Origin of the sequence: Paraburkholderia sp. RL17-383-BIF-A (assembly GCF_046028015.1) — a bacterium.
GTDB lineage: Bacteria > Pseudomonadota > Gammaproteobacteria > Burkholderiales > Burkholderiaceae > Paraburkholderia.
On the sequence record NZ_JARESR010000005.1, the window covers coordinates 308592 to 325911 of the forward strand.

The 17320-nt window shown below is 62.2% G+C and carries 11 protein-coding genes and 1 pseudogene; 6 read left to right on the forward strand and 6 right to left on the reverse strand.

Features of this window, described 5'->3' with window-relative positions; translation table 11 throughout:
- Positions 1 to 37 precede the first annotated feature (37 nt).
- Positions 38 to 523 (forward strand): DUF2147 domain-containing protein, encoded by a 486-nt coding sequence (locus P0D71_RS08805; RefSeq protein WP_408479745.1) that lies wholly within the window; start codon positions 38 to 40, stop codon positions 521 to 523.
- A 206-nt stretch (positions 524 to 729) separates the two neighbouring features.
- On the opposite strand, the gene P0D71_RS08810 is transcribed toward P0D71_RS08805, so the two are convergent.
- The 5 genes from P0D71_RS08810 to P0D71_RS08830 form a co-directional block, all read right to left on the reverse strand.
- Entirely contained in the window at positions 730 to 1179 is a 450-nt protein-coding gene (locus P0D71_RS08810) for a transposase (protein ID WP_091794861.1), read from the reverse strand.
- Between the two features lie 160 nt (positions 1180 to 1339).
- Positions 1340 to 2437 carry a cell division protein ZapE gene (zapE, locus tag P0D71_RS08815; RefSeq protein ID WP_091794865.1) on the reverse strand — a complete coding sequence of 366 codons (1098 nt, stop codon included), beginning with the start codon at positions 2435 to 2437 and terminating at the stop codon, positions 1340 to 1342.
- A gap of 95 nt (positions 2438 to 2532) precedes the next feature.
- The gene (gene lpdA / locus P0D71_RS08820; protein ID WP_091794868.1) at positions 2533 to 3963 is read right to left on the reverse strand and encodes a dihydrolipoyl dehydrogenase; all 1431 of its coding nucleotides are present in this window, start codon (positions 3961 to 3963) and stop codon (positions 2533 to 2535) included.
- 150 nt (positions 3964 to 4113) lie between these two features.
- Positions 4114 to 5400 (reverse strand): 2-oxoglutarate dehydrogenase complex dihydrolipoyllysine-residue succinyltransferase, encoded by a 1287-nt coding sequence (gene odhB, locus P0D71_RS08825; protein WP_408479746.1) that lies wholly within the window; start codon positions 5398 to 5400, stop codon positions 4114 to 4116.
- 140 nt (positions 5401 to 5540) lie between these two features.
- The gene (locus P0D71_RS08830) at positions 5541 to 8402 is read right to left on the reverse strand and encodes a 2-oxoglutarate dehydrogenase E1 component (RefSeq protein WP_408479747.1); all 2862 of its coding nucleotides are present in this window, start codon (positions 8400 to 8402) and stop codon (positions 5541 to 5543) included.
- Positions 8403 to 8957: 555 nt separating this feature from the next.
- On the opposite strand from P0D71_RS08830, the gene P0D71_RS08835 reads away from it, so the two are divergent.
- On the forward strand, positions 8958 to 10016 hold the full coding sequence (locus P0D71_RS08835) for a hypothetical protein (protein WP_408479748.1): 1059 nt from the start codon (positions 8958 to 8960) through the stop codon (positions 10014 to 10016).
- 163 nt (positions 10017 to 10179) lie between these two features.
- Here the strand turns inward: P0D71_RS08835 and typA are convergent, their stop codons facing one another.
- Positions 10180 to 12006: a translational GTPase TypA gene (gene typA / locus P0D71_RS08840; protein ID WP_091794884.1), complete on the reverse strand. Its 1827-nt coding sequence runs from the start codon at positions 12004 to 12006 to the stop codon at positions 10180 to 10182.
- Positions 12007 to 12324: 318 nt separating this feature from the next.
- On the opposite strand from typA, the gene P0D71_RS08845 reads away from it, so the two are divergent.
- From P0D71_RS08845 to P0D71_RS08860, 4 genes and pseudogenes are all read left to right on the forward strand, one after another.
- Positions 12325 to 12843 (forward strand): MarR family winged helix-turn-helix transcriptional regulator, encoded by a 519-nt coding sequence (locus P0D71_RS08845; RefSeq protein ID WP_091794887.1) that lies wholly within the window; start codon positions 12325 to 12327, stop codon positions 12841 to 12843.
- A gap of 49 nt (positions 12844 to 12892) precedes the next feature.
- Positions 12893 to 14401 (forward strand): efflux transporter outer membrane subunit, encoded by a 1509-nt coding sequence (locus P0D71_RS08850; RefSeq protein ID WP_091794891.1) that lies wholly within the window; start codon positions 12893 to 12895, stop codon positions 14399 to 14401.
- Between the two features lie 81 nt (positions 14402 to 14482).
- Positions 14483 to 15721, forward strand: coding sequence for an EmrA/EmrK family multidrug efflux transporter periplasmic adaptor subunit (locus P0D71_RS08855; protein WP_408479749.1), 1239 nt, complete (start codon positions 14483 to 14485; stop codon positions 15719 to 15721).
- A 19-nt stretch (positions 15722 to 15740) separates the two neighbouring features.
- Positions 15741 to 17315 (forward strand): annotated as a pseudogene (locus tag P0D71_RS08860) (DHA2 family efflux MFS transporter permease subunit); the annotation flags it as partial.
- Positions 17316 to 17320 lie beyond the last annotated feature (5 nt).

Consider the following 17320-nt stretch of genomic DNA (forward strand, 5'->3'; position numbering starts at 1 on the left):
ACCATGATCGCGCCGTCTTTAATCAAGGAGGAAGACAATGCCGCAATTCACCCACCGTGCTCGCGCAATCGCGCTTCGCTCAGTCAAACATGCCGCGCTCGCCGGCGTCCTGCTCGCCAGCGCCGTGACGGCCATGGCGCAAGCCGACAGCCCGGTCGGCACATGGCAAACCATCGACGATCATACCGGCCAGCCGAAAGCGCTCGTGCAGATCGCGCAGGACGGCAGCGGTTCGCTCAATGGCAAGGTGATCAAGGGACTCGGCGCGAACGACCAGCCGGACCGCCGCTGCACGGCATGCACCGACGCGCGCAAGGATCAGCTGATTCTCGGCATGACGATCATTAGCGACATGAAGAAGGACGGTGACGCCTGGGACCAGGGGCAGATCCTCGACCCGGAAAACGGCAAGCTCTACAAGTGCAAGATGCACCTGGAAGACGGTGGAAACAAACTGGTCGTGCGCGGATATATCGGCGTTTCGTTGCTGGGCCGTTCGCAGACGTGGGTGCGTCAACAATGATGCGCGGGTAGTTCAGATGTAACGCGGCGAGCTCGGCGCGAGGCGCGCACCTATGCGCCGAAGCACCTGGCAGAGCCCGGGCCACACCGCGAGAGAAATACAGGGGACTTGAGCGCGGAAGAACCCGAGAGAGACTCACAAGAAACGGCCGACGATCATCATCGTTCGGCCGTTTTCTTTTGTTTGGAGTCGCCCGTTCGAATCCGTCATGCAGCGTGTTTGAAGGGCGAATTGAACACGAACGGCGAGGACGGCAGCGGCTGCGGCGATGCCGGGCTGAACACCGCAGGCGAGACGACCGCCGCTTTTTGTGTTTCGGCACTCTTCTGCTCCGCACTCACGTGCGAGCGCATCCGACCTTCCATGAGCGCGCACAACTCGACGCTCGCCGCGCCGAACAGTTGTTCCATCACCCGCTTGAGTACGCCGGACTCATACCACGCCTTGAAGCGGCGATGGCAGGTCTGATACGACGGGTATCGACGCGGCATGGCGGACCAGGTGGCGCCGCTGTACATGACCCACAGCACGCCGTTCAGTACAGAGCGCGTATTGGCGAGCGGCCGGCCACGCAGTTCCGAGCGCGGACGCAGTTCCGGCAGAAGAGGTGCGATACGTTGCCATTCTTCGTCGTTGATATCACGGTAGGGATTCATGGTTTCTCCTTTGTCAGAACCTCGACAAAAGATAGCCAGTCGTCCGCGGCCGGAGAATAAGACCAATCCGAATCTTGAAAATACGCCGGGTGCAGTTGCCCCGTTCGCCAACGCCGTGCGATCTATCGCGAAAGCACCGCCGGCGGTACCACGCGGTGTGTCAGGTCAGCGACGTATCGACGATCCGCCGTGGCGCGTCGAGATACTCTTTCGACTGCATTTCGACGATACGTGAGACCGTTCGGGTGAACTCGTTGGCCATCGGACCGTCCACATATAGTTGCTCGGGCGGCACGGCGGCGGACATCAACAGTTTCACTTTGTGGTCGTAAAACACGTCGATCAACCAGGTGAAACGGCGCGCTTCCGAAGCCATGCGCGCCGACATCTGCGGCACGCCCGAGAGCACCACGGCGTGAAAGCGGCTTGCCAGTTCCAGATAGTCGTTCTGCGAGCGCGGACCGCCGCACAACGTGGCGAAGTCGAACCACACGACGCCGTCGGCGCGGCGCAGCGCCTTCAGCTCGCGTTTTTCGATATGCAGGATCGGGCTTTCATCGGGAACGGCCGCAAGGCGCCCGAAAGCGTCGCGCAATGCTTTGTCAGCAGCGGCGCCAAGCGGCGAGTGATATACCTCCACCTGAGCCAGGGTTCGCTGCCGGTAGTCGATGCCCGCATCGACGTTGATCACGTCGAGCTTTGCCTTGATGAGTTCGATCGCCGGCAACATCCGGTCGCGATGCAGTCCGTCCGGATACAGCGTGTCCGGATCGTAGTTGGAGGTCATCACGAACTGCACGCCGTTTTCGAACAGCTTGTCGAGCAGGCGGTACAGGATCATCGCGTCGGCGATATCCGACACGTGGAATTCGTCGAAACAGATCAACCGGTAGCGCTTCGCGATCCGGCGCGCGAGTTCGTCGAGCGGATCGGCCTGACCTTTCAGATCTTCTAGTTCCCGGTGCACTTCGCGCATGAACTCGTGGAAATGCAGACGCGTTTTGCGATGCAGCGGCACGATCATGTAGAAGCTGTCCATCAGGAAGCTCTTGCCGCGCCCTACACCGCCCCACATATACACGCCGCGTGGCAGATCCGGGTGGATGATCAGTTTCTTGAACGCGTTCGAGCGGCGCGACTTGTATTCGGTCCACTCTTCATAGCACCGCTGCAGCCGGTCGACCGCCGCGCGTTGCGCCGGGTCCGATTGGTAACCCCGCGTCTGCAGTTCTTTTTCGTAGTATTCGGTGACGTTCATCGTGTTGCCGTTGCTGCAAATAGAAAGGCGGGAGGGAATGAACCCGCCCGCCTTCGTGGTAATGCCGGAGTACTGTCAGTCAGGCGTGCGCGTGATTACATGTTCAGCGCGCGCTTGTCGACGGCCAGTGCCGCCTCGCGCATGACTTCCGACAGCGACGGGTGCGGATGGCAAATGCGGCCGATGTCTTCCGACGCCGCCTTGAATTCCATCGCCACCACGGCTTCCGCGATCAGGTCCGATGCGTTGGCGGAGATGATGTGCACGCCGAGCAGTTCGTCGGTCTTCGCGTCGGCGATCATCTTGACGAAACCATCCGCCTTGTTGATGCCCAGTGCGCGACCGTTCGCCATGAACGGGAACTGACCCGTCTTGATCTCGCGGCCTTCGGCCTTCAGCTGCTGCTCCGTCTTGCCGACCCATGCGATTTCCGGTTCGGTGTAGATCACCCACGGAATGCAGTTGTAGTCGATATGCGGCTTCTGACCGTCGATGATTTCGGCAACCAGCACGCCTTCGTCTTCGGCCTTGTGCGCGAGCATCGGGCCACGCACCACGTCGCCGATCGCGTACACATTCGGCACCGCCGTTGCGCAGTGGTCGTCGACGTCGATGAAACCGCGCTCGTTGGCCTTCAGGCCGATCGCTTCGAGACCGAGGTTGTCGGTGTTCGGCACGCGGCCGATCGACACGATCAGGCGGTCGGCTTCCAGCGTCTGCGCGTTGCCGTCCTTGTCCGTGTACGCAATCGTCACGCCGCTGTCGGTCGTCTTCACTTCGCCGACCTTCACGCCGACGTGGATGTCCAGACCCTGCTTCTTGAACTGCTTGGCCGCTTCTTTAGCCAGCGCCTGATCAGCCGCGCCGAGGAATTCCGGCAGCGCTTCGAGCACGGTCACTTCCGCGCCCAGACGACGCCACACCGAACCCAGTTCCAGACCGATCACGCCTGCGCCGATCACGGCCAGCTTCTTCGGAGCCGTGTCGAAGCTCAGCGCGCCTTCGTTATCGGCGACGATCTTGTTGTCGACCGGAATGTTCGGCAGATGGCGCGCCTTCGAACCCGTGGCGATGATCACGTTCTTTGCCGTGACCACTTCGGTTTCGCCTTCGCCGCTCACTTCGATCTGCACGCCGGCGTCCGTCTTGCCGGTGAACTTGCCGTGACCCTTGAGCCACGTGATCTTGTTCTTGCGGAACAGGAATTCGATGCCCTTCGTCATCTTTTCGACGATGCCTTCCTTGCGGGCCAGCATCTTCGAGATATCGACCTTCACGTTTTCCACGGAGATGCCGTGGTCGGCGAGGTGATGCGACGCGTTTTCAAACTCTTCCGACGACGCGAGCAGCGCCTTCGACGGAATGCAACCCACGTTCAGACACGTGCCGCCGAGCTTCAGCGCGCCGGCCGGGTTCTTCCATTTTTCGATACATGCGACGGTCTTGCCGAGCTGCGCTGCGCGAATAGCGGCGATATAACCGCCAGGGCCTGCGCCGATCACGACGACGTCAAATTCTTTGGACATGACAATCCTTTTGAGGGCGGAACGGCGCGCGGCCACGCTTCGTGGCGCGCGGCGTTCCTGTACTGCGGAATGCGAAAGACGTGTTGCTTGCCTGATGCTTATATGGTGCCGGCTCGCCCTACGACAAGCCGGCACCGGCCGGGTCGGTGATTACAGGTCCAGCAGCAGGCGAGCCGGATCTTCCAGCGCATCCTTCATGGCAACCAGCGACAGCACCGCTTCGCGACCGTCGATGATCCGGTGGTCGTACGACAGCGCCAGGTAGTTCATCGGGCGGATCACGATCTGGCCGTTTTCGACCACAGCGCGTTCCTTCGTGGCGTGCACGCCCAGAATCGCGGATTGCGGCGGGTTGATGATCGGGGTCGACAGCATCGAACCGAACACACCACCGTTCGAGATCGAGAACGTGCCGCCGGTCATTTCTTCGATCGACAGCTTGCCGTCTTTCGCCTTCTGGCCGAATTCGGCGATCTTCTTCTCGATGTCGGCGAGGCTCAGCTGATCTGCATTGCGCAGGATCGGCACCACCAGACCGCGCGGCGAACCGACAGCGATACCGATGTCGAAGTAGCCGTGATAGACGATGTCGTTACCGTCGATCGACGCGTTCACCAGCGGGAACTTCTTCAGCGCGTGAACCGCCGCCTTCACGAAGAACGACATGAACCCGAGCTTCACGCCATGTTCCTTCTCGAACTTGTCCTTGTACTTGTTGCGCAGGTCCATCACCGGCGCCATGTTCACTTCGTTGAACGTGGTCAGGATGGCGTTGGTTTGCTGCGACTCGAGCAGACGCTCGGCGATACGAGCGCGCAGACGCGACATCGGCACGCGTTGTTCCGGGCGGTCCTTCAGCCATTGGTCAGCCGAAGCCGGCGCCTTGACGTCCGGCAGCGACGGCTTCGCAGCCTTCGGTGCGGCGGCCGGAGCCGGTGCCGGTGCGGCCTTGGCAGCAGGAGCGCCCGCGGTCAGCACGTCACCCTTGGTGATGCGGCCGTCGCGGCCCGTGCCGGCGACGTCGCCCGCGCCCAGGCCCTTCTCGGCCATCAGCTTGCCGGCAGCCGGCGAAGCAGCGGTGTTGGCACCCGTTGCGGATGCGGCTTGAGCCGCCGGAGCCGGTGCAGCGGCGGGTGCCGGTGCGGCTTGCGGAGCGGGCTTCACTTCGGCTTCGACAGCAGCGGCGCCTGCCGTGCCTTCGGTGTCGATCTTGGCGATCACCTGATCAGCGACGACGGTATCGCCGTCGTTCGCGATGACTTGCGCGAGCACGCCGGCCGAGGGTGCCGGCACTTCGAGCACGACTTTGTCGGTCTCGATTTCGATGAGAATTTCGTCTTGAGCAACAGCCTCGCCGGGCTTCTTCTTCCACTGCAGCATCGTGGCTTCCGAAACCGACTCGGAGAGCTGGGGAACCTTGACTTCAACAATAGCCATTATGAATATCCTGAATACGTATCGGGTGACGGCGCGCGATCCATGGATCCGCCGACCGCCTGCGAACCTTGACTGCCGCGCTGATCATTCAGATGCGGCACGGGAAAGCGCCCTGCGCTTTCCCGGTTCGGCTCTTGTGATTATTTAGCGATCGACGCGCTCTTGAGGCGGCCGAAAGCGCCTTCGACCAGCGCCTTCTGCTGCTCGTAGTGCTTCGCGTAGTAGCCGACTGCCGGCGAGGCCGAAGCCGGACGTCCGCTGTATGCCAGCTTCTGCCCTTCCTTCATGCCGTCCTTCAGGTGGTGCTCGATGTAGAACCACGGGCCTTGATTCTGCGGCTCGTCCTGCACCCAGACCACTTCGGTCGCGTTGTCGTACTTCTTCATTTCCGCTTCGAACTGCTTGTGCGCGAACGGATAGAGCTGTTCGATACGGATGATTGCGACGTCGTTCGACTTCGATTCACGGCGATGCGCCAGCAGGTCGTAGTACACGCGGCCCGAGCACACGACCACGCGCTTGACCTTCTTCGCGTCGATCGCTTCGTCGATTTCGCCGAGGATCGGCTGGAACGCGCCCTTCGCCAGTTCGGACAGATCCGACACGGCTTCCTTGTGGCGCAGCAGCGACTTCGGCGTGGCGACGATCAGCGGCTTGCGGAACAGGCGGATCATCTGACGGCGCAACAGGTGGAAAATCTGCGCCGGCGTGGTCGGTTGAACGACCTGCATGTTGTGGTCTGCGCACAATTGCAGGAAACGCTCGATACGTGCCGACGAGTGCTCCGGACCCTGACCTTCGTAGCCATGCGGCAGCAGCATGGTGAGACCCGAAACGCGGCCCCACTTCACTTCGCCCGACGAGATGAACTGGTCGATCACGACTTGCGCGCCGTTCACGAAATCGCCGAACTGCGCTTCCCACGCGACGAACGTATTCGGTTCAGCGGTCGAGTAACCGTACTCGAAGCCCAGCACCGCTTCTTCCGACAGCACCGAGTCGATCACCGTAAACTTCGCCTGACCTTCAGCGATGTTCTGCAGCGGCACGTACGTGCCGTCGTTCCAGCGTTCGCGGTTCTGATCGTGCAGCACCGCGTGGCGGTGCGTGAACGTGCCCCGGCCCGAGTCCTGACCGGTCAGGCGAACCGCGTAGCCCGAAGCGACCAGCGACGCGAATGCCAGGTGTTCGCCCATGCCCCAGTCGAGCTTCGCTTCGCCACGGCCCATCGCGCGACGGTCGTTGATGACGCGCTCGACCAGCGGGTGAACCTTGAAGTTTTCCGGAATCGTGGTGATGCGCTCAGCAAGGCGCTTCAGTTCCGCGAGCGGCACTGCGGTATCCGCGGCGTCGGTCCACTTGCGGTTCAGGAACGGCACCCAGTCCACCGCGTACTTGCTCTTGTAGTTCGAGAGCACCGGGTCGACCGTGTGATGGCCTTCGTCCATGGCCTTGCGGTAGGCCTTGACGTATTCGTCCGCGTCGGCAGCCGTGATCACGCCTTGCTGCACCAGCTTTTCAGCGTACAGCGCGCGCGTGCCCGGGTGCTTGGCGATCGTCTTGTACATCAGCGGCTGCGTGACAGCCGGCGTGTCCTGCTCGTTGTGACCCAGCTTGCGGAAGCAGACGATGTCGACGACGACGTCCTTGTGGAACTGCATCCGGAAGTCGATAGCCAGCTGCGTAGCCAGCACCACTGCTTCAGGATCGTCACCGTTCACGTGCAGCACCGGCGCTTCGATCATCTTGACCACGTCCGAGCAATACAACGTGGAGCGCGAGTCGCGCGGGTCCGACGTCGTGAAGCCGATCTGGTTGTTGATGACGATGTGCAGCGTGCCGTGCGTGCCGTAACCACGCGTTTGCGCGAGGTTCAGCGTTTCCATCACGACGCCCTGGCCGGCGAAAGCCGCGTCGCCGTGGATCTGCACCGGCAGCACTTGCAGGCCGCTGTCGTCGCCGCGACGGTCCATACGGGCCTTGGCCGAACCTTCGACCACCGGGTTGACGATTTCGAGGTGCGACGGGTTGAACGCGAGCGACAGGTGAACCGGGCCGCCTTCGGTCGAGACGTCCGACGAGAAACCCTTGTGGTACTTCACGTCGCCGGCCGGCAGGTCGTCGTGGTGCTTGCCTTCGAATTCGGCGAACAGGTCCGCCGGCATCTTGCCGAGCGTATTGACCAGCACGTTCAGACGGCCACGGTGAGCCATGCCGATGACGATTTCCTGAACGCCATTGGCGCCGCCGTGACGCACGACTTCGTCCATCGACGCGATGAAGCTTTCGCCGCCTTCGAGCGAGAAGCGTTTCTGGCCGACGTACTTGGTGTGCAGGAAGCGCTCGAGGCCTTCAGCGGCCGTCAGGCGATTCAGGATGTGCTTTTTCTTTTCGTTCGAAAAGTTCGGCGTGGAGCGGATCGATTCCAGCTTCTCTTTCCACCAGCGCTTCTGTTCCGGATCGCTGATGTACATGTACTCGGCGCCGATCGTGCCGCAGTACGTGTCGCGCAATGCCTTGACGATCTCGCGCAGCGAAGCACGCTCGAATCCGAAATACAGATTCGTGGCGCTGAACTCCTGGTCCATGTCGGCTTCGGTGAAGTCGTAGAACGCGGGTTCGAGTTCGGGGATGGCGGGACGTTCGCGGCGCTTCAGGGGATCGAGATTGGCCCATTGCGAGCCGAGGAAGCGATATGCGCCGATGAGGGACTGCACATAGACTTGCTTTCGCGCGGTGGCGAGGTCTTCGCCGCCGGTTGCGGTGCGCGGGATGAAGGCGTTGGCCTTGGCGCGTTGCGCAAACGATTCGACGATCGGGCCATGGGCCACGTCGTTGGCATTGCTGCCATCCGATGCAGGGACGTTCTGCAACGCGTCGAAATAGCTGCGCCAGTTCTCGGGCACTGACGCCGGATTATCGAGATACGCTTCGTACATTTCTTCTACGTACGGAGCATTGCCGCCGAACAGATAAGAGTTCGACTGGAATTGCTTCATCATTTTTACGCTCACCTTTCTTCGAGCTTCTCGAGAAATAGCGGGTTACAGAACCTTCCGCGACACGGCCTGACCGTTTAGCGGATTGCGCGAATCAAGTCTTGCTTGGAAGGACCTAAAACTTTGCACCCGGGGAGCATATCACAGAACGGATAGTGCAGATAGCAGACGGACCGGCGCCAGAGCCCGTCCGGACGGCGTTTGCGCGTCGTTTCGAGAATCCGCAAGAGTGCATGGCGCCATGCGCAACGATCGCCCTCAATAGGAGGCGCCCGCATGCATAGACACAAAGAGGGAAATCATGTTGTGGGGCGCACCGCTGTTCGCCGTGGCGCATAAACAAGACGAGGCCGCGGACACCCGCACCTTCTGGCCACCTTCGGATGTAGTGGCTGCTCAATACCCTGCGCGGTGACGTTTTCCACAGACTGCATGCACGCAATACGGTTCCGGCATTGACAGGCCGACGAGAGGATCGCCGCTGATCAAAGGAAGCGATGCGTATCGGTATGCCGTTACTTTCACGGTGTTTTTACGATTTTCCAAAGGAATGACCTAATGGGACTCACTGTCCAGAGCATGAGCGCAGTTATGCAGAAACAGGTTTCCGACAGCACGTCTTTCGCACCGAAAACGCCGGCACAGACACCAACGGTGTTCCCGGGCCAGATTTTGTCCGGGGACAGGCGCACACCGCGCCTTGGGCGTTCCGTCGATCCGACACCGGGCGCGATCGGCAACGGACCGACCGACCCTGCGAAACAAGGGCCGGGCGCCGATCAGACACTGGATCGGGACAAACGCGGCCAGGTGCTGGGCGCCTGTAGCGGGTCCTACTTCCGGGAATGCAGAGGCGGAGAGGAGCTTCTCCACGATGCAACATCGCACGAAAGATTCGATCAGGCCTACCACGCCAGGACGAGAAACGGCCCCGATGGGAAGGGCAGTTGCCAAGGCGTTGTTTTCGAAGCCATGCGCCGCGTTGATCGCGCAACCGATGGCGCCTCCGCCCCCGACACCTTGCAGGAAGCGATCAGCCATATGAACAGGGACATGGACACCCTGTCAGCCTCAAACCACGGGGGCATTTATGACCGGATCGACGGTTTCCAGAGAGGATCGAGGCTCCCGCCACTCGCGAACTATCGCCAGTCGTCGAGCACTAATTTCAACCCCGACGGCAGGGCTGATCGCTCGACCCGCATCGACGGATTGATCCATTCCTTCGATGGCAACACCATGCCTGAAGGCGCCCTCGCATACATACGTTTAGGCATCCGGCACGCTGACTCGATGGCGTCGGAGCCATACGGACACGCGTTAGCCATACAGCATCTTCCGGGCGGGAGCCAGTACACACTTTTCGATCCGAACAACGGCGCCTTCACGTATAGCAACCTTGCGGATATGCAAAACTCTTTGACCAATTACCTAGGTACAGCATTCTCAGAGGATGGGTACGTGGTCGCCCCGGATAGCGTTAATTTCTATACGCCGCCCGCAGCGCGTGATTGGGGCTCAGCAGCGCCGGTCACCCAAGTTCCTCCGCCCGGCGTCGTTCTGCCCGAGACCAATGAATTGCTACGACACTTTGGACTCCACCACACCCAACTCTAAACCTCACCTCACACAAAGCACGAATCACGGCCGACAAATGCAACCTGTCCCGGCCGCCGCCCAAATGAAAGAAGCCGTTCCGGACAAGTCCGGAACGGCTTATTTTTATCCACGCGGCGCCGAGGTCAGTAACAGCAGCACCTCAAGCGCACGTGCCATTCACTCAGTCCACCGCGCCCTTACGGCTCGCGCTGCGGCGCTCGTGTTCCTTCAGATAACGCTTGCGCAGACGGATGGATTGCGGCGTGACTTCGACCAGCTCGTCGTCGTCGATGAATTCGACCGCGTATTCCAGCGACATCTGGATCGGCGGCACGAGGCGCACCGCTTCGTCCGTACCCGACGAACGCACGTTGGTCAGTTGCTTGCCCTTGATCGGGTTCACGACCAGGTCGTTGTCACGGCTGTGAATGCCGATGATCATGCCTTCGTACAGCGGCTCGCCCGGCGACACGAACATACGGCCGCGATCCTGCAGCTTCCACAAGGCGTACGCGACTGCCGCGCCGTCGTCCTGCGAAATCAGCACGCCGTTGCGACGCTCGCCGACCGCGCCTTCGCGCACCGGCTGATACGAGTCGAACGTGTGGCTCATCAGGCCCGTGCCGCGCGTGAGCGTGAGGAATTCCGACTGGAAGCCGATCAGGCCGCGCGCCGAAATACGGTATTCGAGACGCGTACGGCCACGGCCGTCCGACGCCATGTCGAGCATTTCGCCCTTGCGACGGCCCAACTCTTCCATCACGCCGCCCTGGTGGCCGTCTTCCATGTCGACCGTCAGGTTTTCGTACGGCTCGTGCTTCACGCCGTCGACTTCCGTCATCACCACGCGCGGACGCGACACGGCCAGCTCGTAGCCTTCGCGACGCATGTTTTCCACCAGAATGGTCAGGTGCAGCTCACCGCGGCCCGCCACTTCGAACGTGGTTTCGTCGCCGGTTTCCTTCACGCGCAGCGCGACGTTGTGGTTCAGTTCCTTCATCAGGCGGTCACGGATCTGACGGCTCGTGACGAACTTGCCTTCGCGGCCGGCCAGCGGCGACGAGTTGACGAGGAAGTTCATGGTCAGCGTCGGTTCGTCGACGGTGATCATGGGCAGCGCTTCCGGTTGTTCCGGTGCGCAGATGGTCACGCCAATGCCGATTTCTTCGATACCGTTGATCAGCACGATGTCGCCGGCTTCAGCCGAGTCGACCTGCACGCGCTCCAGACCCTTGAACGACAGCACCTGGTTGATCTTGCGGTTCAGGATCGCGCCGTCGGGACCCGAACGGACGGCGACCGCCATGCCGGGCTTGATGCGGCCACGCGTGATACGGCCGACGCCGATACGGCCGACATACGACGAATAGTCCAGCGACGTGATCTGCAGTTGCAGCGGCGCCTCCGGATCGGCCGGACGGACCGGCACGTGTTGCAGCACAGCCTCGAACAGCGGGCGCATATCACCTTCGCGCACGTCCGGGGTCAAGCCTGCGTAGCCGTTCAGACCCGATGCGTAGACGATCGGGAAGTCGAGTTGTTCGTCGGTTGCGCCGAGCTTGTCGAACAGGTCGAACGTCTGGTTGATCACCCAGTCGATCCGCGCGCCCGGCCGGTCCACCTTGTTGATCACGACGATCGGCTTCAGGCCGAGCGCCAGCGCCTTCTTGGTCACGAAGCGCGTTTGCGGCATCGGACCTTCAACGGCGTCGACCAGCAGCAGCACGGAGTCGACCATCGACAGCACGCGCTCCACTTCACCGCCGAAGTCCGCGTGGCCCGGGGTGTCGACGATGTTGATGTGCGTGCCTTCGTACTCGACCGCGCAGTTCTTGGAAAGAATCGTGATGCCACGTTCTTTTTCGATGTCGTTCGAGTCCATCACCCGCTCAGCGATCTGCTGGTTGTCACGGAACGTGGCGGTTTGACGGAGGAGCTGGTCGACGAGCGTGGTCTTGCCGTGGTCGACGTGGGCAATGATGGCGATGTTGCGTAGGGCGCGAGTCATAGGAACCTGGAGACAGTTGAGTGCGCCAGCAGAGCAGCATTGTGTACGAAGCCAACAAAGCCCAAAGCGCACTTTTGGGAACCCAACATTATAGCACGCGTAAATGAAGCTTTCTGGTATTCCCTGATAAGCCCGCCGTCTTCCTCGTAGCGGTGCGCCGGAAATAAAGTGTAAGGGCCGGCAAAACCCTACGCAAAATCGCGCGGACCTTGCCTTGAGATGGAATAGACCTTTGCCTAAGCTGTAATAACACTTGCCGCGTCAACCAACCGCCCACTATAATCCTGCCTAGTCAACCATTGCATTCGCACGAGAATCATGACCGAGCCGTCTTCCACACCCACGCCGGACGTCATCAGTGAGTACCAGTTAGGCGAAAGCGTCGGCTACCTGATCTCGCGAGTGAAATCGACCATGTCGAACCTGGTCAATCAGCGCAGCATGGCCGAGTTGGGCATCACCAGCCAGCAAGGCAGCATCCTGTTCATGGTGGCGAGCGGCAAGTGCCTGCTGGCGGCCGAACTGGCGCGTGAATATGGCATCGACGCAAGCGCCATCACGCGTCTGATCGACCGGCTGGAAAAGCGCGGCCTGCTTACACGGGTGCGCAGCAACGAAGACCGCCGGGTCGTGCGCCTCGCGCTGACGCCGGAAGGTCTCGCGATCGCCGCCAGAATGCCGGCTATTTTCACCGGCGTGATGGACAACCTGCTCGGCGGCTTCACCCCGGAAGAAGTGGGTTTTCTGAAGAGCATGCTGCGCCGCGTGCTCCTCAATTCCGGCGACCAAACGGGACTAACCCGTGATGCAGCAAGCAATTTTGACAGTAAATCGTAAGAAATTGCTTGCAGCGTCCATCATTACAATTCACTCAAAGAGTCGAGCGATGAAATCCCTTTCCCTGTCCGCGCCCGCGCTTTCGAGCCGGGCCGCTGTCGCCGCCGCGGTGACGGTGCTCGCCCTCACAGGGTGCGCGAACTACATCGGCATGAAAAGCGACAAGCAGATGTCGTCGCCGGCCCAGTACGAGTCCGCGCAGAGCCTGCCCGCTCAGAGCGGCCAGTGGCCGTCGCTCGATTGGGCCAACCAGTTCGGCGACCCGCAATTGCCCAAGCTGATCGCGGAAGCGCTGGAAGGCAGCCCGTCGATCGCGCAAGCCCAGGCGCGGCTCGCCAAAGCCTCGTCCTATATCGAGAGTTCGCGCGCGGCCCTTTATCCGAAGGCCAACGCCAGCTACTCGTGGACCCGCGAGCTCTTCTCCGAAAACGCGCTCTACCCGCCTCCGTACGGCGGCACCTGGTATAGCGAAAACAACGTGCTCGCGAGCGCGTCGTGGGATCTGGACCTGTGGGGCAAGAATCGCCAGCGTCTCGGCCAGGCCGTGTCGCAGGAAAAGGCCGCTGAGGCCGACATGCAGCAGGCGCGCGTCACGCTCGCGGCGTCGGTGGCCAGCACGTACAACCAGCTCGCGCAGCTGTACGCGTTGCGCGACATCGCCGCGCGCGAAATCGCCAACCGCCAGGATATCGGCCGCATCACCAACGGCCGCGTGGCCGCCGGCCTCGACACCAATGTCGAGCGGCAAACCGCGAACGGCAACATCGCGACCACCCAGGCCAATTTGACCGACCTCGACGGCCAGATCACGGTCGTGCGCTACCAGTTGGGCGCGCTGCTCGGCAAGGGTCCGGATCGCGGCCTGCAGATCGCCGAACCCACGCTGACCAAGGGCGACGTCGTGGCACTGCCGAACAATCTGCCCGCCGACCTCGTGGCGCGCCGCGCGGATATCGTCGCCGCCCGCTGGCAGGTCGAAGCCGCGATGCACGACGTGAAGGAAGCCAAGGCCGAATTCTTTCCGGACGTGAACCTCGCGGCCGGCTTCGGTTTCGACGCGTTCGGCTGGGGCCGCTTCCTCAAGGCCGGCAGCCGCCAGATGCAATTCGGCCCGGCGATTCATCTGCCGATCTTCGACGCCGGCGCGCTGCGCTCGCAACTGAAGGGCCGTTATGCCGACTTCGACCTCGATGTGGCGAACTACAACCAGACGCTGATCAACGCGCTCTCGGACGTCGCGACGCAAGTCTCGTCGATCAAGTCGATCGACCAGCAGCAAGGCGACGCACAGCGCGCGCTCGACGCATCGACCAAGGCGTATCAGCTGGCGGTGATCCGCTACAAGGCCGGTTTGTCACCGCAGTTGCAGGTGCTGACCGCCGACCAGAACCGCCTCGCCGCTGAACAGACGGTCACCAGCCTGAAGATGCGCCGCCGCGACATGCAGATCAGCCTCATCAAGGCGCTCGGCGGCGGTTTCGACGCGACGCAAACCGGCCTCGTGGTGCCGACCGATGCCCCGGCATCGGCCACCGCCGCGACCGCGGCGGCAAATTGAGCGCGCGAACCACGGCCAGAACGAACACTCGCACGAACATCCGAATAAACGACGACGCTTGAGAGAACCCGGAGCACATCAATGAGCACCCCCCAGCAGCCCGCGGCTAACACCCAACCGGCACAATCGGCGAATAACGGCAAACGCAAGCGCATGATGACGCTGCTCGTCATCGTGATCCTGATCGCCGCGATCGCTTACGGCCTTTACTACTTCCTCGTCGCGCGTTTTCACGAAGACACCGACGACGCGTATGTGAATGGCAACGTCGTCCAGATCACGCCGCAAGTCACCGGCACGGTCGTCGCCGTGAACGCGGACGACACCCAGACGGTGAAGGCCGGCGACCCGCTCGTCGTGCTCGATCCGGCCGACGCCCGCGTCGCGCTGGAACAGGCCGAGGCCAATCTGGCGCAGACGGTGCGCCAGGTGCGCGGCCTGTTCGCCGACGACAATCAATATCAGGCGCAAGTCGCCGTGCGTCAGGCCGACCTGTCGCGCGCCCAGGACGACCTGAAGCGCCGTATGACGGTTGCGCAAACCGGCGCCGTGTCGCAGGAAGAAATCTCGCACGCCCGCGACGCCGTGAAGAGCGCGCAAGCCGCCGTGGACGCCGCCCAGCAGCAACTGGCGTCGAACCGCGCGCTGACCGCCAACACCACGATCGCGAATCACCCGAACGTGCAGGCCGCCGCCGCGAAGGTCCGCGACGCATACCTGAACAACGCGCGTAACAACCTGCCGGCGCCGGTCACGGGCTACGTGGCGAAACGCTCGGTGCAGGTCGGCCAGCGCGTCTCGCCGGGCACTCCGCTCATGGCGATCGTGCCGCTCGGCGGCGTGTGGGTCGACGCGAACTTCAAGGAAGTGCAGCTCAAGCACATGCGCATCGGCCAGCCGGTCGAACTGACGGCCGACGTGTACGGCTCGTCGGTGGTGTATCACGGCAAGGTGGTCGGCTTCTCGGCCGGCACGGGTTCGGCGTTCTCGCTGTTGCCCGCGCAGAACGCGACCGGCAACTGGATCAAGGTGGTGCAGCGTCTGCCGGTGCGGATCGCGCTCGATCCGAAGGAACTCGAACAGCACCCGCTGCGCATCGGCCTGTCGATGCAGGCTGACGTGAGCATCAAGGACGACAACGGCGGCCAGCTCGGTCAGGCGCCGAACACGGTCTATCAGACCAACGTGTTCGAAAAGTACGGTGGCGAGGCCGACGCCGAAATCGCCCGCATCATTTCGGAAAACGCAGGCCCGAACGGCGGCTCGCAGAAGTCGGCCCAGGCCGGCAGCGCGAAGCCTGCCGCCGCGAAGCTGATGTAAGCCGAGTGACGAATCAGACAAGGCTTCTTTAATGGCTCAGGCTCAGGCGCAAGTCCCTCACCCGCCGCTCGAGGGCGCGCAACTGGTGATCGGTACCATCGCGGTGTCGCTCGCCGTCTTCATGAACGTGCTCGACACGTCAATCGCGAACGTATCGATTCCGTCGATTTCCGGCGACCTCGGTGTGTCGTCCGACCAGGGCACGTGGGTCATCACCTCGTTCGCGGTCGCCAATGCGATCTCCGTGCCGCTCACCGGCTGGCTGACCGACCGCATCGGCCAGGTGCGCCTGTTCATGGCGTCGATCATCCTGTTCGTGATCTCGTCGTGGATGTGCGGCCTCGCGCCGACGCTGCCGTTCCTGCTCGCTTCGCGCGTGTTGCAAGGCGCGGTGGCCGGTCCTATGATCCCGCTGTCGCAAACGCTGCTGCTCGCGAGCTATCCACGCGCCAAGGCGCCCATGGCGCTATCCATGTGGGCCATGACCACGCTGATCGCGCCGGTGGCGGGCCCGATTCTCGGCGGCTGGATTTCGGACAACATCTCGTGGCCGTGGATTTTCTACGTCAACATTCCGGTCGGCGCGATTGCCGCCGTGGCGACGTGGATGATCTTCCGCAACCGCGATTCCGTCATCAGAAAAGCGCCGATCGACGGCGTCGGGCTCGGTCTGCTGATCGTCTGGGTCGGCTCGCTCCAGGTCATGCTCGACAAAGGCAAGGATCTCGACTGGTTTTCGTCGACCACCATCGTCGTACTGGCGCTGGTCGCGGTGATCGCGCTGGCGTTCTTCATCGTGTGGGAATTGACGGCCGAGCATCCGGTGGTCGACCTCTCGCTTTTCAGCCGGCGCAACTTCACGGGCGGCACGGTCGCCTTGTCGATCGGTTACGGGCTCTATTTCGGCAATCTCGTGCTGCTGCCGCTGTGGCTGCAAACCGATATCGGCTACACGGCGACCGAAGCCGGCCTGGTCATGGCGCCGGTCGGCCTGTTCGCCGTGCTGCTGTCGCCGATCACGGGCAAGGTGTTGCCGCGTACCGATCCGCGCTATATCGCGACCTTGTCGTTCCTCGTGTTCGCGCTGTGTTTCTGGATGCGTTCGCGCTATACCACCGGCGTCGATACGTACTCGCTGCTGGTGCCGACCTTGATTCAGGGAATCGGCATGGCCGGGTTCTTCATCCCGCTGGTGTCGATTACCTTGTCAGGGCTGCCGGGTAACCGGATTCCGGCGGCGTCGGGCTTGTCGAATTTCGTGCGGATCATGTGCGGCGGCATCGGCACGTCGATCTTTCAGACCGCGTGGGACCACCGCTCGATCATGCATCATGCGCAACTGGCCGAGCAGGCCAACGTGTACAACCCGGTGTTCGACCAGTCGATCCGCCAAATGGGCGCGGCGGGCTTCAGTCAACCGCAGGCGTATGGCCTGTTCAACTCGATGGCGACGCAGCAGGCCGCGCAACTGGGTGTGAACGATCTGTTCTTCGTGTCCGCTGGTATCTTCGTCGCGCTAATTGCGCTGATCTGGATCACGAGGCCTGAGCGCGCCGGTGGCGACGCGGGTGCGGCGGCCGCGGCGGCGCACTGAGTTTT

What these genes read in the sequence shown, in the direction of transcription:
- typA (WP_091794884.1), bottom strand. Translation starts at nt 12,006, where the DNA reads ATGACTCGCGCCCTACGCAACATCGCCATCATTGCCCACGTCGACCAC.
- odhB (WP_408479746.1), bottom strand. Translation starts at nt 5,400, where the DNA reads ATGGCTATTGTTGAAGTCAAGGTTCCCCAGCTCTCCGAGTCGGTTTCG.
- P0D71_RS08810 (WP_091794861.1), bottom strand. Translation starts at nt 1,179, where the DNA reads ATGAATCCCTACCGTGATATCAACGACGAAGAATGGCAACGTATCGCA.
- P0D71_RS08855 (WP_408479749.1), top strand. Translation starts at nt 14,483, where the DNA reads ATGAGCACCCCCCAGCAGCCCGCGGCTAACACCCAACCGGCACAATCG.
- P0D71_RS08835 (WP_408479748.1), top strand. Translation starts at nt 8,958, where the DNA reads ATGGGACTCACTGTCCAGAGCATGAGCGCAGTTATGCAGAAACAGGTT.
- P0D71_RS08845 (WP_091794887.1), top strand. Translation starts at nt 12,325, where the DNA reads ATGACCGAGCCGTCTTCCACACCCACGCCGGACGTCATCAGTGAGTAC.
- P0D71_RS08850 (WP_091794891.1), top strand. Translation starts at nt 12,893, where the DNA reads ATGAAATCCCTTTCCCTGTCCGCGCCCGCGCTTTCGAGCCGGGCCGCT.
- P0D71_RS08805 (WP_408479745.1), top strand. Translation starts at nt 38, where the DNA reads ATGCCGCAATTCACCCACCGTGCTCGCGCAATCGCGCTTCGCTCAGTC.
- zapE (WP_091794865.1), bottom strand. Translation starts at nt 2,437, where the DNA reads ATGAACGTCACCGAATACTACGAAAAAGAACTGCAGACGCGGGGTTAC.
- lpdA (WP_091794868.1), bottom strand. Translation starts at nt 3,963, where the DNA reads ATGTCCAAAGAATTTGACGTCGTCGTGATCGGCGCAGGCCCTGGCGGT.
- P0D71_RS08830 (WP_408479747.1), bottom strand. Translation starts at nt 8,402, where the DNA reads ATGATGAAGCAATTCCAGTCGAACTCTTATCTGTTCGGCGGCAATGCT.